Below are 18,602 nucleotides of genomic sequence, written 5' to 3' on the forward strand. Positions count from 1 at the left end.
ATGCTAGTGCACTAGTGCTCCCTTTCCTGAAGCCGAGCGAGCACCTAGCTAGAAGCGTACGTACGCCGTACGGTCTGCCACGTCGAAAGGGGTTGTACGGTGCACGAGAAGGACGTTCTGATCTCCGGCGCGGGGATCGCCGGTCCCGCGCTCGCCCACTGGCTGGTCCGGTACGGGTACCGGCCCACGGTGGTGGAGCGGGCCCCCGCGCCGCGCCCCGGCGGGCAGACCGTGGACCTGCGCGGAGCCGGGCGCACCGTCGTCGAACGGATGGGCCTGCTGCCTGCCGTCCGCGCGGTCGCCGTGGAGGAGCGCGGCATCGCGTACGTCGACACCCGCGGCCGGTGCCGCGCGCGGATGGCGGCCGACGCCTTCGGCGGTGAGGGGATGGTCGCGGAGATCGAGGTGATGCGGGGCGACCTCGCGCGGGTGCTCCTCGACGCCACCGCGGAGGGCGTGGAGTACCGCTACGACGACGCGGTCACCGCGATCGACCAGGACGCGGACGGCGTCACCGTGCGGTTCCGCCGCGGGCCCGCCCGCCGGTTCGAGATCGTGGTCGGGGCGGACGGGCTGCACTCCGGGGTGCGGGAGCTGGGCTTCGGGCCGGAGGGGCGGTGCGTGCGGCCGCTCGGGTGTGCCATGGCGTTCTTCACCGTGCCCGACCGCTACGGGCTCGACGGGTGGATGCGGATGTACCAGGCACCCGGCGCCACGCTCGCGCTGCGGCCGGACCGGGTGCCCGGCCGCGTGAAGGCGCTCATGGCGTTCCGCACGCCGCCGTCGGGCCTGCACCGGAGCGACCCGGCCGCTCAGCGCGCGCTGCTCACCCGCACGTTCACCGGCATCGGGTGGGTGGCCGACCAGGTGGTGGCCGACCTGCGGGAGAGCACCGACCTCGTGGTCGAGGAGCTCGGCCAGGCGCACCTGGGTTCGTGGTCGGCCGGGCGCGTCGTGCTGCTCGGCGACGCCGCGTGGTGCCCGTCCCCGATCACGGGCCTGGGCACCAGCACCGCGCTGGTGGGCGCCTACGTGCTGGCGGGCGAGCTGGCCCGGGCCGGGGGCGACCGCGACGCCGCCTTTGCCGCGTACGAGCGCGTGCTGCGGCCCTACACCGACCAGGCGCAGGAGCTGCCGCCCGGCGGGGTCGCCGGGTTCGTGCCGTCGTCACGGCTCGCGATCGCGTTCTCCACCGCGGTGCTGCGGTGGATGAACCGGTGGCCGGTGCGGAACCTGCTGGCGACGCAGTTCGGCAAGGCGGACGCGATCGAGCTGCCCGCCTACGAACCTCAGTCGGAGGCCTCGTCCAGCACCTTCTGAACGCGCTCGCGGGCACCGGCCAGCTGTTCCTCGCACCGGCGGGCCAGTGCCTCGCCGCGCTCCCACAGCGCCACGGACTCGTCGAGGCCGAGGTTGCCCGCCTCCAGGGCGCGCACCACCTCGGCGAGCTCGTCGCGGGCCTGCTCGTAGCCCAGCCCGTCGACGGCGGGGCGTTCACTCATGTCGCGCCGGCCTTCCTCTTCGCACGTGTGCCGTTCCGTTCCGCCGCGGGCTCACCGACGGTGGCGGGGACCGCGCCGTCGGCCACCCGGATCCGCAGCCGGTCCCCGGGCCCGACCTCGTCGACCGAGCGCAGCACCGGCAGCGGGTCGGCGCCACCCTCGGGCACCCGCTGCACCACCGCGTAGCCGCGCGCGAGCGTGGCGGCCGGGCCGAGGGCCGTCAGCCGGGCCCGGACGTGCTCGAAGTCGTGGGCGCGCCGTTCGAGCCCGCGTTCCACGCACGCGCGGGCCGCGTCGCGCAGCCGCTCGACGTCCACGGCGCGGGTGTCGAGGGCGCGCAGCGGGTCGGCCAGCACCGGGCGGCCGCGCAGCGCCGCGAGCAGCCGCTCCTCGCGGTCGACCCACCCGGCCAGCGCCCGCCGGGCCCGGTCGCGCAGGCCGGCGATCCGGGCGGTCTCCTCGGCGATGTCGGGCACCAGCCTGCGGCCGGCCTCGGTGGGCGTCGAGCAGCGGACGTCGGCGACGTGGTCGACCAGCGGGGTGTCGGGCTCGTGCCCGATCGCGGAGACCACCGGGGTGCGGCAGTCGGCCACCGCGCGGCACAGCGTCTCGTCGGAGAACGGCAGCAGGTCCTCGACGCTGCCGCCGCCCCGGGCCAGGACGATGACGTCCACGTCGGGGTCGCGGTCGAGCGCACCGAGCGCGTCGACGATCTGCGGCACGGCCAGCGCGCCCTGCACGGCAACGGACTCGATCCGGAAGCGGACGGCGGGCCAGCGGGTCTGCGCATTGGTGACGACGTCGTGCTCGGCGGCCGACGCGCGCCCCGTGACCAGCCCGATGCAGCTGGGGAGGAACGGCGGGCGGCGCTTGCGGGCGGCGTCGAACAGGCCCTCGGCGGCCAGCAGCCGCCGCAGCCGCTCGATGCGCGCGAGCAGTTCGCCGATACCGACGGCGCGGATGTCGTCGACGCGCAGCGAGAGGGTGCCCCGGCCGAGGAAGAACGACGGCTTGCCGTGCACCACCACGCGGTTGCCCTCCGCCACCGCGGGGCCGCCGTCGCGGACCAGGCCGATCGGCGCCGTGAGCTGCAGCGAGACGTCGGCCGCGGGGTCGCGCAGCACCAGGAACGCGGTGCCGGTGCCCGCCCGGGCCGTGACCTGCGCGAGCTGGCCCTCGACCCACACCGCGCCGAGCCGGTCGACCCACTCGGCGATCTTGCGGGCCACCGTGCGCACCGGCCAGGGCTGCTCGGGCGAGGTCGGCGCGCTCACCCCTCGGAGACCGTGGTGATCCGGTTGCTGAGCATCGTGACGTAGGGCGCGCGGTTGTCGTGGGTGGTCTCCCACTCGAGCAGCGTGCGCAGGTCGTCGAGGGTGAGGTGGCGCAGCCGCCCGCGCAGCTGCGGGATCGTGAGCTCCTGGTAGCCGGGCAGGACGTTCGGCCCCGCCGCGTCGGCCTGCACGGGCTCGGCGCGCTCCGCGGAGCGGCCCTCCGCAGCGGCCGCGGTGGTGGCCGCCGCCGTCTCCACCGCCGTGTCGGCGGGCGGTTCCGGCGTGCGGTGCGGCCTCAGCTCGGTGACCGCACGCGCCCCGTTCCCGGACACCACGTCGTCCTCGTCGTCGAACGTGGCCCACGCGGGTCGTTCCTCGACGGGCCGCAGGGCACCGAGGGCCTGGTCGCCCTTGATCGCCAGCTCGGTGACCTTCTGCTGCACGCGCATGGACGCCTGCAGGGCCTGGCTGACCGCGGTGACGGGCAGCTCGACGACGATGCGGGGCAGGTCCCTGGCCTGTTCCACGGCGGACGCGACGAGGCCGGCGGCGACGCGGACCGGCAGTGGCAGCGGACTCATGCCCCCAGTCTCCCCTGCCCGGGCGCCTCCACAAGTCAGGGGCCTCCCGCGTGCCGGATCCGGGCGGGCGGCCTGACACTCGGGGCCTGCGCGTCGTCGTACCGGTGGGACACCACGAGCGAGGGAGCGGGAACGTGACCGACCCGGGACCGAACGCGGTCATGAGCGAGCGCCGGCAGCTGATCAACCTCGGCTACCGGCTGCTGGGCTCGCTGTCGGACGCCGAGGACGTCGTGCAGGAGACCTACGCCCGCTGGTACGCGCTGTCCGACGCCGAGCGGGACGCGATCGTGTCCCCGGGCGCCTGGCTGACGAAGGTGACGGGCCGGATCTGCCTCGACCTGCTCGGCTCCGCGCGCAAGCGGCGGGAGAGCTACGTGGGGGAGTGGATCCCCGAACCGGTGCCCGACGTCGCCGACGACCCCGCGGACCGGGTGACGCTCGACGAGTCGGTGAGCATGGCGTTCCTCGTGGTCCTGGAGTCGATGACCCCGGCCGAGCGGGTGGCGTTCGTCCTGCACGACGTGTTCCGGTACCCGTTCGGCGAGGTGGCCGAGATCGTGGGCCGCACACCGGCCGCGTGCCGGCAGCTGGCCTCCTCGGCCCGGCACCGCATCAGCGCGTCCCGTGCCACGGCCGCGCCCGCGTCCCAGCAGGCCGAGGTGATCCGGGAGTTCAAGCGGGCGTGGGAGGCCAGGGACATCGCCGCCCTCGTCGGGCTGCTCGACCCCGATGCCGTGGCCGTGGCCGACGGCGGCGGCATCGCCACCGCCCAGCTGCACCCGACCGAGGGCGGCGAGCAGGTCGCGCAGGCCTGCATCGACATCGCGGGCCGGCTCCCCGGCCTCACGCTCCTCGAGCGCACGGTCAACGGGCAGCCGGGCCTCGTCGCCCGGGTCGACGAGGTCACCGTCACGGTCTACGCATTCGCGGTGGCCGACGGGCGGATCACCCGCATCTGGGCGGTCCGCAACCCCGAGAAGCTCCGGCCGTGGACCACGGGCTGAGGGAGTCGTCCGTAGGCTGGTGGCATGTCGGTTGCCACGAAGCGCGTCCTGCTGGCCGCGCCACGCGGGTATTGCGCTGGTGTCGACCGGGCCGTCGAGGCCGTCGAACAGGCGCTCGAGCAGCACGGCCCGCCGGTCTACGTGCGCAAGCAGATCGTGCACAACGTGCACGTCGTCGAGACGCTCAGCGAGCGCGGCGCGATCTTCGTGGACGAGGCGGACGAGGTGCCCGAGGGCGCGCTCGTCGTGTTCTCCGCCCACGGCGTCTCGCCCGCGGTGCGCGAGCAGGCGAAGGACCGGGGCCTGCGAACCATCGACGCCACCTGCCCGCTCGTCACCAAGGTGCACGGCGAGGCGAAGCGCTTCGCCCGCGAGGACTACGACATCCTGCTGGTGGGCCACCACGGGCACGAGGAGGTCGAGGGCACCTCCGGGGAGGCCCCCGAGCACATCCAGCTGGTGGAGACGGCAGCCGACGTCGCGAACGTCGCGGTCCGCGACCCGGAGAAGGTCGTGTGGCTCTCGCAGACCACGCTGTCGGTCGACGAGACGATGGAGACGGTGCGGGCGCTGCGCGAGCGGTTCCCCTCGCTGCAGAACCCCCCGAGCGACGACATCTGCTACGCCACCCAGAACCGGCAGGTGGCCGTCAAGGCGATGGCGCCGCACTGCGACCTGGTGCTCGTCGTCGGCTCCAAGAACTCGTCCAACTCGGTGCGGCTCGTCGAGGTGGCGCTCACCGCGGGCGCCGGGGCCGCGCACCTCATCGACTACGCCCGCGAGATCGACGACGCCTGGCTCGAGGGCGTCACCACGGTCGGGATCACGAGCGGCGCGTCGGTGCCCGAGGTGCTCGTGCGTGGGGTGATCGACCACCTCGCCGAGCGCGGCTGGGAGTCGGTGGAGGAGGTCACCACCGCCGAGGAGACCCTCAGGTTCTCGCTGCCTCGCGAGCTCCGGCCGGCTCGCGCGGCGCGTTGACCGGGCGCTGCACCAGCGCCCGCGCCACACCCACCACCAGCACCGCGCCGGTGGTCCACGCCATCACCGGGAACGCGTTCACCAGGGGTGCCCCGATCACCAGCAGCTGCTCGGCCACCCCCTGACCGGGCCGCGGCGGGCCGGAGGCGAGCACCACCACCGGCACCGCGGCGGCCACCAGCAACGGCGGCTGGACCATCGGGCCGAACAGCCCGGTGCGGCGCACCCAGACCACCGCGAGCACGCACCCGGTGAGGTGGCAGACCGTGAACACGGTGCTGAGGTTGCCGACCCACGTGAGGTCGACGAGCACGCCGATCGCGGTGAGCGCGGCTGCGAGCCCGACCGCCGCGATCGGGGGCAGGCCTAGCACGGAGGGCAGCGCCGAGCGGTCGGCCATCGGCCAGCGCCCGCCCGCGCCCCGCTCCGGGGCGGGCCGCTCGCGTGCCGCCTTCGCCGGGAGCTTGGCCGGGGGCGTCGTCTCCTTCGCCGGACGCGCGGGCGACCGGCGGGCCGCCGACCCGTCCTTCGCCGGATCGGCCCCGCTGCGCGCCGCCTTCGGGGAGCGGGCGGCCGCCGATCCCGTGCGTGCGCCGCGGCCGGACGCACCGGTGCGAGGCCGGGCGGAGCCGCGGGCGGAATCGGCGGACGGGCGACGTCGAGGACTGCGCTCACCTGCCGGTTCGGTCATCCCGTCACGGTAGCCCGCGACTCCCCGCGTCCGTCGCCGCCAGTGCGTTCACCCGGTCGATCGACGCGGTTGAGCTCGTGCAGCGCCACCAGGGACTCCGCGGCCGACGCCACCAGCTCGGGCGCCGCCACCGTCCGCGGTGCGCGCTCGACCTGCGCCGGCTCGGCGATCTCCCCGTCGGCCGCGCCGAGGTCGGTGAGCTTGCGTGCCGTGACCAGCACCCGGGCCTCCAGCGAGGACACCGTCTGGTTGTAGCTCGACACCGCGGAGTCGAGGCTGCGGCCCAGCTTGGCGACGTGGGTGCCCATCGTGGCGAGCCTGCTGTGCAGCTCCTTGCCCAGCTGGTGCACCTGCGCGGCGTTGCGGGCCAGCGCCTCCTGCCGCCAGGTGTAGGCCACGGTGCGCAGCAGGGCGATCAGCGTGGTGGGCGTGGCGATCACGACGTTGTTCGAGAAGGAGTGCTCCAGCAGCGCCGGGTCGGACTGGAGTGCCGCCTCCAGGAACGGGTCGCCCGGCACGAACAGCACCACGAACTCGGGCGAGGGCTGGAACGCCGCCCAGTAGCTCTTGGCGCTGAGCGCGTCGACGTGCTGGCGCAGCTGGCGGGCGTGGGCGGCGAGACGCTCGCGGTGGACCTCGGGGTCGCGGGACTCCACCGCCTCCAGGTACGCGGCGAACGGCACCTTCGCGTCCACCACCACCTGCTTGCCGCCCGCGAGGTGCACCACCAGGTCGGGGCGGACCCCGCCGTCCTCGCCCCGCCCGACGACCTGCGTGGAGAAGTCGCAGTGCTCGACCATCCCGGCGAGCTGCACGATCCGCTCCAGCTGCAACTCGCCCCACCGGCCGCGCACCTGAGGTGCCCGCAGCGCGTTGACCAGCTGCTTCGTCTCGTCCTGCAGCCGCTCGGAGCTCGAACGCATGGCGGTGACCTGCTCGCGCAGGCTCGCGTACGCCGACTCCCGCTCCTTCTCGACGGTGCGCAGCTGCCCCTCGACGCGCTGCAGCGCCGCGGCCACCGGGTCCACCATCTTGCTGATCGCCTGCGCGTGGGCCGCCGCGTCGCCGTCGGCCTTCGAGGCCAGCGCGGCCGTCGCCTCCTTGATCCGGCCCTCGGCCAGCGCCACGAACTGCTCGTTGTTGCGGGCCAGCGCGTCGGCTGACAACGCCTGGAACGCCTGCTTCAGCTCGGCGTCGCGCCGGGTGAGCAGTGCCTCGCGCTGCGCCCCCGCCTCGCGTTCGCTGCGCAGCGCCGCCGTGGCGGCCGCCGACTCCGCCTCGGCCTTCCGCATGCGCTCGACCACCACGTCGTGCGCGGCGGTGAGCTCGTCGAGCCGCTGCACCAGCCCGGCCCGTTCGGCACGCAGCCCGGCGGCGTCGGCCCGCAGCATCGCGGTGGCGTCGGCCGCGGCCTTCGCGGCCTCCGCCGCGGAGAGCCGGGCCCGGGACGTCAGGAGGAACCACACGGCCCCCGCGCCCAGCGCTGCGCCCACGATGATGCCGATGAGCAGCACGGATACGGTCGCGGTCTCCATCCCACCAGCCTCACGGACGGGGCCGACGATCTGTGGAAGGCACGCGGGCGCGGGGGCGGTTGATCGGCGAACGGTCGAACGGACGGTCGAGCGGGGCGGGGCCCGGGGGAAGTTCAGGAAAGCCACATTCAGGGCCGCAGCGGCCCTGAATGTGGCTTTCCTGCCCCCCTCGGGAGAGACCTACGCGCCTTGCGCCTCGTGCTCCAGGAGCGCCCGCTTGACCTCCACCCCCCAGCGGAAGCCGCCGAGGGTGCCGTCGGTCCGCAGCACGCGGTGGCAGGGGACGAACAGGGCCGCCGCGTTGCGCGCGCAGGCCGACGCCGCCGCCCGCACCGCCGCCGGACGGCCGGACTTCGCGGCGTACTCGGTGTAGGTCACCGGCGCGCCGGCCGGCACCGTGCGCAGCACCTCCCACGCGTGCTCGAGGAACGCGCCCGACCGCTGCCGCACGGGCACGTCGTCGATCGCGGAGAGGTCGCCGTCGTGGTAGCGGACGATCGCGTCGCCGACGGGGCCGAGGTCGCCCGCCACGAGCTCTGCGGGGCGCAGCGTCGGGTGGACCTGCGGCAGGAGCTCGCCGAGGTCGGCCGTCCAGCCCGAGGCCAGCACGGCCCCGTCGGCGTCGACGACCGCGGTGAAGGGGCCGATCCGCGTGTCGGTCGTGGCCCAGGTGGCGGTGCTCATGACGTCCTTCCGTTCGAGGTGGCGGCGGGCATCGCCCGCCAGAGGTGGGTGGCGGCGTAGGAGCGCCACGGCGCCCAGCCGGCGGCCCGGGCCGTCAGACCGGCGAGGTCGGACGGGAGCCCGAGCGCGGCCGCGCCGCGGCGCACGCCGAGGTCGGTGGCGAGCAGCTCGTCGGGGTCGCCGAGGAGTCGCATCGCGAGGTAGCCCGCGGTCCACGGCCCGACGCCGGGCAGCGCGCACAGCGTGGTGCGCAGCTCGGCGGGGTCGCACCCGGGGTCGAGCACGAGGGAGCCGTCGGCCACGGCCCCGGCCAGCCCGACGACGGTCGCGATCCGCCGCTGCGGCCCGGTGAGCACCTCCGCGCCCCGCTCGGCGATCGCCTCCGGGGTGGGGAAGAGCAGGTCAGGGCCGTCGCCTGCCAGGCCGGCGGGCAGCCGTTCGCCGAGCGCGGCGGCGAGCCGGCTCGCCGCGGTGCGGGCCGCGGCCACCGAGACCTGCTGGCCCAGCACCGCCCGCAGCGCGGTCTCGACACCGTCGACCGTGCCCGGCAGCCGGATCCCCGGCACCGCCGCGACAGCCGGCGCGAGGTCCGGGTCGGCGCCGAGCGCGGCGTCGACGGCCACCGGGTCGGCGTCCAGGTCGAGCAGCCTGCGCAGCCGGGCGACGGCCGGACCGAGGTCGCGCGGGTCGGCGAGCCGCAGCGTGGCCACGACGTGCCCGTTGCGCGGCGTCGGCACGAGGTCGAGAGCCACGGTGGCCGCACCGTGCGGCAGCCGCAGCGTGCGGCGGTAGGTGGTGCCCTCCACCGACTCCACGCCCTCGATCGCGCGGGCGGCGAAGAACGCGAGCAGCCCGTCGGCGTCGAACGGAGGGCGGTAGGGCAGCCGCAGCACCAGCGTGCCCGCGACCGCTGGGGCCGCGCCGCGGCGGCGCCCCGCCTCCGTCCGCAGCGTGGTGGGCGGCACCCCGTAGACCTCCCGGACCGTGTCGTTGAACTGCCGCACGCTCGCGAACCCGGCCGCGAACGCGATGTCGGCCATCCCGAGCGGTGTGGTCTCGATGAGCAGCCGCGCGGTGTGCGCCCGGTGCGCCCTGGCCAGCGCCAGCGGGCCCGCGCCGAGTTCCGCGGTGAGCACCCGGTTGAGGTGGCGCTCCGAGTAGCCGAGCCGGGCCGCGAGCCCGGGCACGCCCTCGCGCTCCACCACGCCGTCGGCGATGAGGCGCATCGCCCGCGCGGCGAGGTCGGCGCGCAGGTTCCAGTCCGGGGAACCCGGCACGGCGTCGGGCTGGCACCGGCGGCACGCGCGGTATCCGCGCTGCTGGGCGGCACCGGCTGTCGGGAGGAACTCGACGTTGTGGCGCTTCGGCGTCACCGCGGGGCACGACGGCCGGCAGTAGATCCCGGTCGTACGCACCGCCGTGATGAAGTGCCCGTCGAAGCGGGCGTCGCGCGAGGCGACGGCGCGGTAGCAACGTTCCTGGTCGAGCAGCACGCCGTCGACTCTGCCACCCGCAACGGCTTCCGACTGGCGGGAATCGGACGCTGCCCGCTGATGAGATCGCTGCGGGCGCCCGCCGCGCCACCGGCGGCCCCGCCACCGGACCGGCGGAACCGGCCCCGCAGGGACCGCGATGCCGACGCCCCCGCCCGACCCGCCGCCGAGCCGGTGGCGGCTGACCCGGGCACATCGGCCTGCCGGGCCTCGACGGCTTCGCGGTGCTGCGGTCCCTGCGGTCGGTGATCGTGCTGACCGCCCGCGACGTGTGGGGCTACGACTCGACCCCGGGTCCAACGTCGTGGACGTCTACGTGCGGTACCTGCGCCGCAAGCTCGGAGCGGAGCGGATCACGACGGTGCGGGGGATGGGCTACCGGCTCGACGACGGCCGGGGCCGACCCACCGGAAGCTCACCGGCAGATCGGTCCGCGGATGCGGCCGTCGTCGCAGGCGTCCCGGATCTCGTCGCGCAACTCGCGCCACCGGTCCTGGTCATCACCGTCGTCGTCGGAGCGCCGCTCGCGTTGCCGGGCTCGTTCCTCCTCGGCACGGGCCTGCTCCTCGATCAGCGCGGCGGCCCGGTCGCGGGCAGGGGTGAGCCCGACGGCGGCGAGCTGCTCCCCGGTGATCGAGGGCCCGGGCGTGAGCGTGGTCTCGGGTACCTGCTGCTGGTCGGAGGCCACGGCGATCTCGGGGACCGGAACGGTGTCCTCGCCGGCGTTTCCGGGCATCAGAAGTACGGCACCGCTGCTCGCGGCAATCATGATCACGGCCGAGGCCGCGAGCACGAGTCGGGGCGGGAACCGCACGACGACCACCCTTCGTTCCGGCAGCAGCTCCACTCAGACCATCGAGCCAGCTCCGGCCGCGTTATCCGGGTTCCGCGAACGGGCGAACGGGCGCGCTGAGCGGCTACCGGCCAGTCGGCGACGGCCGCGGGCGGAGAGGGGCGACGTCCCTTCCCCGCCCCGTACCCACCGTCAGGCGTCGTCCGGGGTGTTGTCGTCAGGCGTGTCGTCGGGGCTGTCGTAGGGCGAGTCGGCCGATTCGTGGGAGGGCTCGGCCGCCTGTGGTGCGCCGGGGGCGTCGGCGGCGACCGAGACCGCACCCGGACCCGTGGGACCGCGTCGCGTCGTACCCCGGGGACCGCAGCGCCTCGGACAGCCGGACGGGATCGGCGGCGGTGGCGAGCGCGGGGAGGGCCGGGTCCTGCGGCCGGCGTCACACCCCGACCCGGACAACGTGCCCGGCGAGCGACCAGAGCCCGAGCGCCACGAGGAGCGTGCTGCCGGGCAGGGCGATCCCGACGAGCGAGCCGCTCTCGACGACCAGCACCGCAGAGGCGACGACCAGCACGACCCGCACGGGCCACGCCGCGGCGGTGTGGAGCAGCGCGGTCAGCACGACGGGCTCAGCACGGCGGGACGGGGTGGGGGGTCACGAGGGCCACGCTTCCGGCAGGGAGGTCGGAAGACGATCGGGCTGGGACCCGGATCGACCCGGGGGTCAGCCCTACGGCGGGGTGGCTTGGACCCCCCGTCGGCTCGCGCGCGCCGCGAGCCTGGCCCCCACCGGCCCGATGATCACGAAGTGGGCGCATTCCCGGGTCGATTTCGCCCGTTATCGCGCCAAACCTGTGATCACGCCCGGGCGCCGGTGCGGAACGGCACCACAGGCGAAGGAGGGGCCGCCAGCGGGACGGTCGCCGGGGAACGGGCGTGCCCCCGCGTCGGGACGGCCGTCGGAGCAACCAGGTCTTCCGGCAGTGGTGCCAACTGGCCACGCGACGACTGGGCGCTCGGCGCCGGGAACGGAGGCTCGCCCGCGACACACGGGCGGCCTCGGCTGCCACCGGAGCGGGCCGGCCAGGGCTGCCCGACGGGGCGCGGGGGCTCCCCGGGGAGCGGCAGCGAGCCCTGCCCCGGCAAGGCCATGATCGTCAGTCGGGCGCGTTTCCCGACCCGTGACGGCGGGATTCGTACCGAAACAATGATCATGCCTCCGGCGAGAGGCCGGGGCTCGAGTAGTTCTGGGTGCACGCCACGACTTCGCTCGCCTGGCTGCGCTGACCGTCACCGAGAAGGCGGTGGGCAAGCACATCAGCAGCATCTTCGGCAAGCTCGCGCCGGCGCCGTCCGACGACGAAAACCGCCGCGCCCGCGCCGTGCTCGCGTACCTGCAGGCCGTGAGCTGACCGCGACTACCCTGGATTCTCGTGTCACTCACCCTCGGCATCGTCGGCCTGCCCAACGTGGGCAAGTCGACGCTGTTCAACGCCCTCACCCGCAACGACGTGCTCGCCGCGAACTACCCGTTCGCCACGATCGAGCCGAACGTCGGGGTGGTGCCGCTGCCCGACGCGCGCCTCGACGTGCTGGCGAAGATGTTCTCGTCGGCCAGGACCGTGCCGGCCACGGTGTCCTTCGTCGACATCGCCGGCATCGTCAAGGGCGCCTCGGAGGGTGCGGGGCTGGGCAACAAGTTCCTCGCGAACATCCGCGAGTCGGACGCGATCTGCCAGGTCGTGCGCGTGTTCGACGACCCGGACGTCGTGCACGTCGACGGTCGCATCGACGCCGCGGGCGACATCGAGACGATCTCCACCGAGCTGATCCTCGCCGACCTGCAGACGCTGGAGAAGGCCGTGCCGCGCCTGCAGAAGGAGGCGCGCACCCACAAGGACCGCCGCCCGGCGCTGGAGGCGGCCGAGCGCGCCGTCGAAGTGCTGAACGGGGGCACCACCCTCTTCGCGGCCGGCGTCGACCGCGAGCCGTTGCGCGAGCTGTCGCTGCTCACCACGAAGCCGTTCCTCTACGTCTTCAACGCCGACGAGGCGGTGCTCTCCGACGAGGGCCGCCGCAAGGAGCTCGAGGCACTGGTCGCCCCGGCCGACGCGGTGTTCCTCGACGCCAAGGTCGAGGCGGAGCTGCTGGAGCTGGACGAGGAGTCGGCCCGCGAGCTGCTGGAGTCGATCGGCCAGGAGGAGCCGGGGCTGTACTCGCTTGCGCGCGCCGGCTTCCACACGCTGGGCCTGCAGACCTACCTCACCGCGGGCCCGAAGGAGGCGCGCGCCTGGACGATCAAGAAGGGCGCCACCGCGCCCCAGGCGGCCGGCGTGATCCACACCGACTTCGAGCGCGGCTTCATCAAGGCCGAGATCGTGTCCTACGACGACCTCGTCGAGGCCGGGTCGATGGCCGCCGCCAAGGCCGCGGGCAAGGTGCGGATGGAGGGCAAGGACTACGTCATGGCCGACGGCGACGTGGTGGAGTTCCGCTTCAACGTCTGATCGGCCCCTGTTCTCGCCGGCCAGCAGGCCGCTGAGGGTCGAGCAGCTGGCCCACCGATCTCGATCGCGGACGGCGAACGGACGGGCCGGGTGGCGAAGATCGGCACGGCCTCGGGATGTGTCAGCAGCGTGGCCCGCAGACGGTCCGCATAGTCCCGCATCAGCCGGCCACTCCCCGGTGGGCACACGTCCTACCTGGAAGCTCTGGAGGCGTTCGCCGATCGCCTCTCGCAGACGCTCGTGGTCAGGAGAGTGGGCGCTCGTTGAGCGATCTCCTAACCGACGGCGTCAGCAGCGGGAGCCACGGATGCCGGGGATGCTCCTGCCGCACGATCGTCTCGAGCCAGGAGCGGCGTGCGCCGTCGAGGTGGGGCAGGCAGCGTTGAAGATCCAGGGTGTCCTTCGGCCGGACGTGCTTCGCCTTGAGGACGAGCTGGATCTCGGGTGCCAGGTACGAGATCCCCTCGCGGGTCCACAGGCATTCGGCGAGGGGCTTCGTGACGTGCGGGGCACGCTTGTGGTGCCACGTGCCGCCCCGGACGCTCTCGAGCAGGACGTCGAACTCCCACGGCTCGGCACCGCCGGCCCGCAGCCAGAGGTTGCCGCATTCACCGGGGATGCGTGAGTCCCGGCCGGGGAGGATCGGTGTCAGGCTTCCCGCTGCGGCCCAGACGTCGAGTTCCGACGAGACGAAGGCCGCGAAACCTCCGGCTTCTTCCCGCGGGATGCCGAGATCGAGGTCGCCGTGCTCGCGGAACGATCCGACGAAGGCGTCGATGGCCCATCCGCCGGCGATCCACCAGCGACCCGGGTAGTCGCGGAGCAGCTTTGCCGCGTCCGGGGGAGTGCGATCCCTCCACGGGCCGTAGAGCCGGATTACCTCCTCATGATCGAGCATCCGGCACAGCGTATGACCGAGATGAGGGCGGTGAGGCGAAGCGGCGTTGCGACGAGCCGATCCCGTCCCGGCTGGGCACGGCGCTCACCGCGACCCCGAGGCCACCAGCTTCGCGGTGATGGGTTCGAGTTCGGCGACCAGCTCGTCGAGCTCGGCGGGGGAGAGGGCGTCGTAGGGCGGGGTGGCGAGCTCGTCGGTGAGCTCTTCGATGCGCCGCTTGGTCTCGCGGCCGGCGTCGGTGAACCGGCCGTCGGCGTCGACGAGCCCGCGCTCGCGCAGGCCGCCCATCACCTCGGCCAGCCGCTTCTTCGGCAGGTGGTGGATGCGCCCGAACGACTCGGGCGGGTGGATGCCCATCTCCAGCGCGGACAGCACGTGGGACCCGGTGCCGCCGATGCGGTGGCAGACGAGCGCGGCCACGTGCCCGTCACCGCGGTGTTCGCGCAGCATGGTGGCGGAGTGCCACAGCCGGGCGACCGGGTCGGCGGGCACCGGGAGCGTGCGCATCCCGGCGTACATCACCCGGCCTTCCGTCGGTGCGCTGGTCGCGGCCTTGGTGGTCAGGTCGGCGGCGCGCACCAGGCCGGGGGAGCGGGCCAGGTCGTCGCCGAGGATGCGCCGGATCGAGGCGGCGCTGCCCCGCTCCCGGGCGGCGACGGACGCCTCGGGCGGGATCGTCTCCCACGCGCTCGGGATGTGCCGGGCGGCCTCCCCGTCGGCGAAGCTGTAGAACGCGGCGTGCACGACCTGCGCGGCCACCCGCCCCAGCGGTGCGGCGCGGCTGGCGAAGTAGCCGTCCCAGTAGGTGCGGTGGCCGAGGGCCGCCAGCTCCTCGTTGCACTCGTCGGCGAAGAAAGTGACGAGGCAGATCGGCTCGAGGAGCTCGAACATGCGGCGGGCGGTTCTCGCGGTGGCCATGTCTGATCGGACCACGCGGGCGCCCCGGACTCATCGGCGATCGCTCGCCGAGTTCGGGTTCGACGCGTGACGTCGTCAACGCGATGCGTTTTGCTGGATGGGGTGATCGGGTCGTTCGGGGACCGGGGCACCGAGCAGCGCTCCGGAAGCTGGGGCACCTCGACGCCGCGGTCACGCTCGACGATCTCCGGGTGCCACCCGGCAACCGCCTGGAGGCGCTCCGGGGCGATCGGAGGACGTCGAGATCGTGGACTACCACTGAGGGGGTGGCATCGATGGACGAGCTCGCCCCCGTGCACCCGGGCGAGGTCCTGATGGAGGACTTCATCGAGCCGCTCGGGATCACCCAGCACAAGGTCGCGGTGGCGATCGGCGTGCCGCCGCGGCGCATCAACGAGATCGTGCACGGCAAGCGCCGGATCACGGCCGACACGGCCCTGCGCCTGGCCCGCTACTTCGGCACCACCGATCTCTTCTGGGTCAACCTGCAGAACCGCTACGACCTCGAGATCGAGCGCGACGCGCTGGGTGAGGCGCTGGGCCGGATCGAACCACTGCGGTCGGCCTGACGGTCAGGCCGCGAGGAGGTCGTCGATCTGGTTGATCGCGGAGCTCGCGCCCTCCACGACGCCCATCGCCAGCACCTTCTCGAGTCCTTCCGCGGTCTCGTAGGTGGCCACGTAGGTCGCGCGGGTGTGGCCGTCGTGCTCGGTGAACGTGTAGACGTTCGTCGAGACCGGCATGTCGGGGATCGCGTTGAATTCGAGGTCGGCGAAACCGTCCTCGAACGTGAAGCTCCTCGGCTCGTCGACGGCCAGGACCTTCCAGTACCCGGCGAACTTCTCGCCCTCCGGGCTGGTCATGTAGAAGTGGGCCCGGCCTCCGGGTGAGAGGTCGTGCTCCACGAAGGTGGCCGGGTAGCCCGGAGGGCCCCAGATCTTCTCGAGCTGGCGCGGGTCGGCGTAGATCTGCCAGACCCGCTCCGGAGGTGCCGCGAACTCGGCGGTGATGGTCAGGGTCCGGCTGTCGATGTCGTGCTGGACGTCGGTGACGGGCATGGCTCAGTCCTCCTGGTCGGGACGGGTCGTGGGGTCGAGCGCGAGCAATTCGTCGATGCGTGCGATGCGGCCACGCCAGAGCTGTTCCAGCTCGGTGAGCATGGACCGCACCGACCGCACCGCCGCCACGTCACCGCTGGCCAGCTGTTCACGGCCGTTGCGCCGCTTCGTGAGCAGGCCGGCCCTCTCCAGCACGGCGACGTGCTTCTGCACCGCGGCGAAGCTCATGTCGTACTTCGCCGCGAGCGCGGAGACCGAGTGCTCCCCGGCCAGCACCCTGCGCATGATGTCGCGCCGGGTGCGGTCGGCGAGCGCGTGGAACAGGGCGTCCGCCCGGTCCTCGTCCGCGTCGGTCACGGCACAAACATACAACCGATCGGTTGTATGTCAAGGACTGGCACGCTGTCCGGTATGCGTCTGGAGAACGTCGTGTGGGACGCCCGTGACCCCCGCACGCTCGGTCTGTTCTGGAGCGCCGCACTCGGCGCCGAGCCGATCACCGACGGGCCGGATGGCTTCGAGACCCGGTTGCCCCTGTCCGGCGACGCGTTCCTCGACCTGTGCTTCGGGCACGTCGCTGAGCCGTCCTCGGCGCCGGCGCGGCTGCACCTCGACCTTGCGGGCGGCGCCCGGCAGCAGGAGGTCGTCGAGAGGTTGCTGGGGCTGGGCGCGACCCCCGCCGACATCGGCCAGGGCGACGTGCCGTGGGCGGTGCTCGCCGACCCGGAGGGCAACGCGTTCTGCGTGATGGAGGACCGGGAGGCCTACCGCGGAACCGGCCCGATCGCGGCGCTGCCGCTCGACAGCGCCGACCCCGAACGCGACGCCGCGTTCTGGGCCGGGATCACCGGCTGGGTGCCGTTCGACGGCGTGGCGGGCCTGGTGTCGCTGCGCCACCCGTCCGGCGCCGGGCCGCTGCTGGAGCTCTGCCCCGAGCCGGAGCCGAGGCGGGGGAAGAGCCGCCTGCACCTCGACGTCCGCGCCGACCACGAGGACGGCGACCCGGTGCCGCGCGTCACCGGCATGGGGGCGCGGCAGCTGACCCGGCAGGGCGAACTGCCCTGGATCGTGTTCGCCGACCCGTCGGGCAACGAGTTCTGCGTGCTCCCGCCACCGCGGGGGTGAACGCGATGATCCGCGGTATCGGTTCTCTGTTGCTGTGTCCGCAGCAACGGACAACCGATACCGGCGGTCAGCGCCAGCCGAGCTTCGGGGCGAGGTGCGTCAGCACGCTCTCGAGGACGTGGGCGTTGTACTCGACGCCCAGCTGGTTCGGCACGGTGAGCAGCAGCGTGTCGGCGGCCGCGATCGCCTCGTCCTCGGCGAGCTCGTCGGCCAGCTCGTCCGGTTCGCCCGCGTAGCTGCGGCCGAACCGGGCGTTGCCGCCGTCGAGGAACCCGACCTGGTCGGTGCTGCCGCGCTCGCGGCCGAAGAGCTGCCGGTCGAGGTCGGTGACGATCGGGAAGATGCTGCGGCTCACCGAGACGCGCGGTTCGCGCTCGTGCCCCGCGGCCTTCCACGCGTCTCGGAACCGCTGGATCTGCTCGGCCTGCAGCTGGTGGAAGGGCACGCCGGTGTCCTCGGTGAGCAGCGTCGAGCTCATCAGGTTCATGCCCTGCTCGGCCGTCCACTCCGCCGTGGCGCGGGTGCCCGCACCCCACCAGATCCGGTCACGCAGCCCCGGCGAGTGCGGCTCGATGCGCAGCAGGCCCGGCGGGTTGGGGAACATCGGGCGCGGGTTGGGGCGCGCGAAGCCCTTGCCCGTGATCACGTCGAGGAACACCCGGGTGTGCTCGCGGGCCATGTCGGCGTCGCTCGTGCCCTCGGGCGGCACGTACCCGAAGTAGCGGAAGCCGTCGATCACCTGCTCCGGCGACCCGCGGCTGATCCCCAGCTGCAGGCGGCCACCGGCGATGAGGTCCGCGGCGCCCGCGTCCTCGGCCATGTAGAGCGGGTTCTCGTACCGCATGTCGATCACCGCGGTGCCCAGCTCGATCCGGCTCGTGCGCGGCCCGGCGGCGGCCAGCAACGGGAACGGGGACGCGAGCTGCTGCGCGAAGTGGTGCACCCGGAAGTACGCGCCGTCGGCGCCCAGCTCCTCCGCGGCCACGGCCAGCTCGATCGACTGCAGCAGGGCGTCCGCACCCGTGCGCACCATCGAGTGCGGACCCTCCGACCAGTGTCCGAACGACAGGAAGCCAATGTTCTTCACGCTGCAACGAACCCCGCGGGCACGCCTGTCATTCCGGGGGCATGCTCCACAGGCCCCGCGGGCGACGGCGGTGGGTCGGTCGGTACGGGCGGTTCACCGCCTCCTTCGCGAACCACCACCCCTCCGCCTCGGACTCCGCCCAGCAGCTCGGTCATCCAGAACGCCATACCTGCAGACTAAGCCAACTCGGACATGTACGCTATCCACGCGAGCCGAGTCACTAAGGCTGACCAGGACAGACGAGCGGACGTACCGTCCGGGAGTGGCAGCGGATCGGCTCCTGACGACAGGTGAGCTGGCTCGTGAGCTCGGCCTCTCCGCGCGGTCGATCGCGCGCTGGGCGCAGGAGGGGAAGCTGCAACCGACGCTGGTCACACCGGGCGGTCAGTACCGCTGGCAGTCGGAGGATGTGCGGGAACAACTCCGGCAGCTCCGAACCCGCCGCGATTAGGCCCTGTCAGCCCGGGTGTGCTC

Annotated in this window: 21 protein-coding genes and 1 pseudogene; 8 read left to right on the forward strand and 14 right to left on the reverse strand. The window is 73.7% G+C overall.

Annotated features, from left to right (window positions below; genetic code table 11):
- Positions 1-99 precede the first annotated feature (99 nt).
- Positions 100-1,320: an FAD-dependent monooxygenase gene (locus ACFPL3_RS13825; protein ID WP_343942323.1), complete on the forward strand. Its 1,221-nt coding sequence runs from the start codon at positions 100-102 to the stop codon at positions 1,318-1,320.
- Here ACFPL3_RS13825 and ACFPL3_RS13830 read toward each other — a convergent pair.
- The 3 genes from ACFPL3_RS13830 to ACFPL3_RS13840 are packed head-to-tail and all read right to left on the reverse strand — an operon-like array spanning position 1,290 to position 3,357.
- A complete protein-coding gene (locus ACFPL3_RS13830) occupies positions 1,290-1,502 on the reverse strand; it encodes an exodeoxyribonuclease VII small subunit (protein ID WP_343942324.1) in 213 nt (70 codons plus the stop codon). The genes ACFPL3_RS13825 and ACFPL3_RS13830 overlap by 31 nt on opposite strands.
- Positions 1,499-2,776: an exodeoxyribonuclease VII large subunit gene (gene xseA, locus ACFPL3_RS13835; RefSeq protein WP_379589057.1), complete on the reverse strand. Its 1,278-nt coding sequence runs from the start codon at positions 2,774-2,776 to the stop codon at positions 1,499-1,501. The genes ACFPL3_RS13830 and xseA overlap by 4 nt, the downstream gene beginning before the upstream one ends.
- Positions 2,773-3,357, reverse strand: coding sequence for a lipid droplet-associated protein (locus ACFPL3_RS13840; protein WP_343942327.1), 585 nt, complete (start codon positions 3,355-3,357; stop codon positions 2,773-2,775). Before ACFPL3_RS13840 ends, xseA begins: the two co-directional genes overlap by 4 nt.
- Before the next feature lie 161 nt (positions 3,358-3,518).
- On the opposite strand from ACFPL3_RS13840, the gene sigJ reads away from it, so the two are divergent.
- Both sigJ and ACFPL3_RS13850 read left to right on the forward strand, forming a co-directional pair.
- Positions 3,519-4,364 (forward strand): RNA polymerase sigma factor SigJ, encoded by an 846-nt coding sequence (gene sigJ / locus ACFPL3_RS13845; RefSeq protein ID WP_343942354.1) that lies wholly within the window; start codon positions 3,519-3,521, stop codon positions 4,362-4,364.
- Positions 4,365-4,388: 24 nt separating this feature from the next.
- Complete coding sequence (locus ACFPL3_RS13850; protein WP_343942328.1) at positions 4,389-5,345, forward strand: 4-hydroxy-3-methylbut-2-enyl diphosphate reductase; 957 nt, start codon at positions 4,389-4,391, stop codon at positions 5,343-5,345.
- Here the strand turns inward: ACFPL3_RS13850 and ACFPL3_RS13855 are convergent.
- The 4 genes from ACFPL3_RS13855 to ACFPL3_RS13870 all read right to left on the reverse strand — a co-directional run bounded on the left by ACFPL3_RS13855 (position 5,296) and on the right by ACFPL3_RS13870 (position 9,748).
- The gene (locus tag ACFPL3_RS13855; RefSeq protein WP_343942329.1) at positions 5,296-6,036 is read right to left on the reverse strand and encodes a DUF6542 domain-containing protein; all 741 of its coding nucleotides are present in this window, start codon (positions 6,034-6,036) and stop codon (positions 5,296-5,298) included. The two genes, ACFPL3_RS13850 and ACFPL3_RS13855, sit on opposite strands and share 50 nt — an antisense overlap.
- Positions 6,033-7,571 (reverse strand): DNA recombination protein RmuC, encoded by a 1,539-nt coding sequence (locus ACFPL3_RS13860; protein WP_343942330.1) that lies wholly within the window; start codon positions 7,569-7,571, stop codon positions 6,033-6,035. The genes ACFPL3_RS13855 and ACFPL3_RS13860 overlap by 4 nt, the downstream gene beginning before the upstream one ends.
- A gap of 180 nt (positions 7,572-7,751) precedes the next feature.
- The gene (locus tag ACFPL3_RS13865; RefSeq protein ID WP_343942331.1) at positions 7,752-8,255 is read right to left on the reverse strand and encodes a methylated-DNA--[protein]-cysteine S-methyltransferase; all 504 of its coding nucleotides are present in this window, start codon (positions 8,253-8,255) and stop codon (positions 7,752-7,754) included.
- A complete protein-coding gene (locus ACFPL3_RS13870) occupies positions 8,252-9,748 on the reverse strand; it encodes an AlkA N-terminal domain-containing protein (RefSeq protein WP_343942332.1) in 1,497 nt (498 codons plus the stop codon). Before ACFPL3_RS13870 ends, ACFPL3_RS13865 begins: the two co-directional genes overlap by 4 nt.
- Positions 9,749-10,017: 269 nt before the next feature.
- On the opposite strand from ACFPL3_RS13870, the pseudogene ACFPL3_RS13875 reads away from it, so the two are divergent.
- Positions 10,018-10,139: pseudogene (locus ACFPL3_RS13875) on the forward strand (winged helix-turn-helix domain-containing protein); the annotation flags it as partial.
- Between the two features lie 24 nt (positions 10,140-10,163).
- Here ACFPL3_RS13875 and ACFPL3_RS13880 read toward each other — a convergent pair.
- Together ACFPL3_RS13880 and ACFPL3_RS13885 are read right to left on the reverse strand one after the other, a co-directional pair.
- Positions 10,164-10,484 carry a hypothetical protein gene (locus ACFPL3_RS13880; RefSeq protein WP_343942356.1) on the reverse strand — a complete coding sequence of 107 codons (321 nt, stop codon included), beginning with the start codon at positions 10,482-10,484 and terminating at the stop codon, positions 10,164-10,166.
- A 490-nt stretch (positions 10,485-10,974) separates the two neighbouring features.
- Entirely contained in the window at positions 10,975-11,157 is a 183-nt protein-coding gene (locus ACFPL3_RS13885) for a hypothetical protein (RefSeq protein ID WP_343942333.1), read from the reverse strand.
- Positions 11,158-11,968: 811 nt separating this feature from the next.
- Here ACFPL3_RS13885 and ychF point away from each other — a divergent pair.
- Positions 11,969-13,042 carry a redox-regulated ATPase YchF gene (gene ychF, locus ACFPL3_RS13890; RefSeq protein WP_343942334.1) on the forward strand — a complete coding sequence of 358 codons (1,074 nt, stop codon included), beginning with the start codon at positions 11,969-11,971 and terminating at the stop codon, positions 13,040-13,042.
- 244 nt (positions 13,043-13,286) lie between these two features.
- On the opposite strand, the gene ACFPL3_RS13895 is transcribed toward ychF, so the two are convergent.
- Both ACFPL3_RS13895 and ACFPL3_RS13900 read right to left on the reverse strand, forming a co-directional pair.
- Positions 13,287-13,940: a nucleotidyltransferase domain-containing protein gene (locus ACFPL3_RS13895; protein WP_343942335.1), complete on the reverse strand. Its 654-nt coding sequence runs from the start codon at positions 13,938-13,940 to the stop codon at positions 13,287-13,289.
- An 84-nt stretch (positions 13,941-14,024) separates the two neighbouring features.
- The gene (locus ACFPL3_RS13900) at positions 14,025-14,858 is read right to left on the reverse strand and encodes an SCO6745 family protein (RefSeq protein WP_343942336.1); all 834 of its coding nucleotides are present in this window, start codon (positions 14,856-14,858) and stop codon (positions 14,025-14,027) included.
- Positions 14,859-15,133: 275 nt separating this feature from the next.
- On the opposite strand from ACFPL3_RS13900, the gene ACFPL3_RS13905 reads away from it, so the two are divergent.
- Positions 15,134-15,427 carry a HigA family addiction module antitoxin gene (locus ACFPL3_RS13905; protein ID WP_343942337.1) on the forward strand — a complete coding sequence of 98 codons (294 nt, stop codon included), beginning with the start codon at positions 15,134-15,136 and terminating at the stop codon, positions 15,425-15,427.
- A gap of 3 nt (positions 15,428-15,430) precedes the next feature.
- Here ACFPL3_RS13905 and ACFPL3_RS13910 read toward each other — a convergent pair whose 3' ends face one another.
- Together ACFPL3_RS13910 and ACFPL3_RS13915 are read right to left on the reverse strand one after the other, a co-directional pair.
- A complete protein-coding gene (locus ACFPL3_RS13910) occupies positions 15,431-15,916 on the reverse strand; it encodes an SRPBCC family protein (RefSeq protein WP_343942338.1) in 486 nt (161 codons plus the stop codon).
- Between the two features lie 3 nt (positions 15,917-15,919).
- Positions 15,920-16,273 (reverse strand): ArsR/SmtB family transcription factor, encoded by a 354-nt coding sequence (locus ACFPL3_RS13915; protein ID WP_343942339.1) that lies wholly within the window; start codon positions 16,271-16,273, stop codon positions 15,920-15,922.
- A 54-nt stretch (positions 16,274-16,327) separates the two neighbouring features.
- Between ACFPL3_RS13915 and ACFPL3_RS13920 the strand changes: the two genes are divergently transcribed.
- A complete protein-coding gene (locus tag ACFPL3_RS13920; RefSeq protein WP_343942340.1) occupies positions 16,328-17,041 on the forward strand; it encodes a VOC family protein in 714 nt (237 codons plus the stop codon).
- Between the two features lie 67 nt (positions 17,042-17,108).
- Here the strand turns inward: ACFPL3_RS13920 and ACFPL3_RS13925 are convergent, their stop codons facing one another.
- A complete protein-coding gene (locus tag ACFPL3_RS13925) occupies positions 17,109-18,128 on the reverse strand; it encodes an LLM class flavin-dependent oxidoreductase (protein ID WP_343942341.1) in 1,020 nt (339 codons plus the stop codon).
- Between ACFPL3_RS13925 and ACFPL3_RS13930 the strand changes: the two genes are divergently transcribed.
- On the forward strand, positions 18,118-18,579 hold the full coding sequence (locus tag ACFPL3_RS13930) for a helix-turn-helix domain-containing protein (protein WP_343942342.1): 462 nt from the start codon (positions 18,118-18,120) through the stop codon (positions 18,577-18,579). The genes ACFPL3_RS13925 and ACFPL3_RS13930 overlap by 11 nt on opposite strands.
- The last annotated feature ends 23 nt before the right edge of the window (positions 18,580-18,602 follow it).

It is taken from the genome of Pseudonocardia zijingensis (genome assembly GCF_042657305.1).
Lineage (GTDB): Bacteria > Actinomycetota > Actinomycetes > Mycobacteriales > Pseudonocardiaceae > Pseudonocardia > Pseudonocardia zijingensis.

What these genes read in the sequence shown, in the direction of transcription:
- ACFPL3_RS13830 (WP_343942324.1), bottom strand. Translation starts at nt 1,502, where the DNA reads ATGAGTGAACGCCCCGCCGTCGACGGGCTGGGCTACGAGCAGGCCCGC.
- ACFPL3_RS13840 (WP_343942327.1), bottom strand. Translation starts at nt 3,357, where the DNA reads ATGAGTCCGCTGCCACTGCCGGTCCGCGTCGCCGCCGGCCTCGTCGCG.
- sigJ (WP_343942354.1), top strand. Translation starts at nt 3,519, where the DNA reads ATGAGCGAGCGCCGGCAGCTGATCAACCTCGGCTACCGGCTGCTGGGC.
- ACFPL3_RS13850 (WP_343942328.1), top strand. Translation starts at nt 4,389, where the DNA reads ATGTCGGTTGCCACGAAGCGCGTCCTGCTGGCCGCGCCACGCGGGTAT.
- ACFPL3_RS13855 (WP_343942329.1), bottom strand. Translation starts at nt 6,036, where the DNA reads ATGACCGAACCGGCAGGTGAGCGCAGTCCTCGACGTCGCCCGTCCGCC.
- ACFPL3_RS13860 (WP_343942330.1), bottom strand. Translation starts at nt 7,571, where the DNA reads ATGGAGACCGCGACCGTATCCGTGCTGCTCATCGGCATCATCGTGGGC.
- ACFPL3_RS13865 (WP_343942331.1), bottom strand. Translation starts at nt 8,255, where the DNA reads ATGAGCACCGCCACCTGGGCCACGACCGACACGCGGATCGGCCCCTTC.
- ACFPL3_RS13880 (WP_343942356.1), bottom strand. Translation starts at nt 10,484, where the DNA reads ATGCCCGGAAACGCCGGCGAGGACACCGTTCCGGTCCCCGAGATCGCC.
- ACFPL3_RS13895 (WP_343942335.1), bottom strand. Translation starts at nt 13,940, where the DNA reads ATGCTCGATCATGAGGAGGTAATCCGGCTCTACGGCCCGTGGAGGGAT.
- ACFPL3_RS13900 (WP_343942336.1), bottom strand. Translation starts at nt 14,858, where the DNA reads ATGGCCACCGCGAGAACCGCCCGCCGCATGTTCGAGCTCCTCGAGCCG.
- ACFPL3_RS13905 (WP_343942337.1), top strand. Translation starts at nt 15,134, where the DNA reads ATGGACGAGCTCGCCCCCGTGCACCCGGGCGAGGTCCTGATGGAGGAC.
- ACFPL3_RS13910 (WP_343942338.1), bottom strand. Translation starts at nt 15,916, where the DNA reads ATGCCCGTCACCGACGTCCAGCACGACATCGACAGCCGGACCCTGACC.
- ACFPL3_RS13920 (WP_343942340.1), top strand. Translation starts at nt 16,328, where the DNA reads ATGCGTCTGGAGAACGTCGTGTGGGACGCCCGTGACCCCCGCACGCTC.
- ACFPL3_RS13930 (WP_343942342.1), top strand. Translation starts at nt 18,118, where the DNA reads ATGTTCTTCACGCTGCAACGAACCCCGCGGGCACGCCTGTCATTCCGG.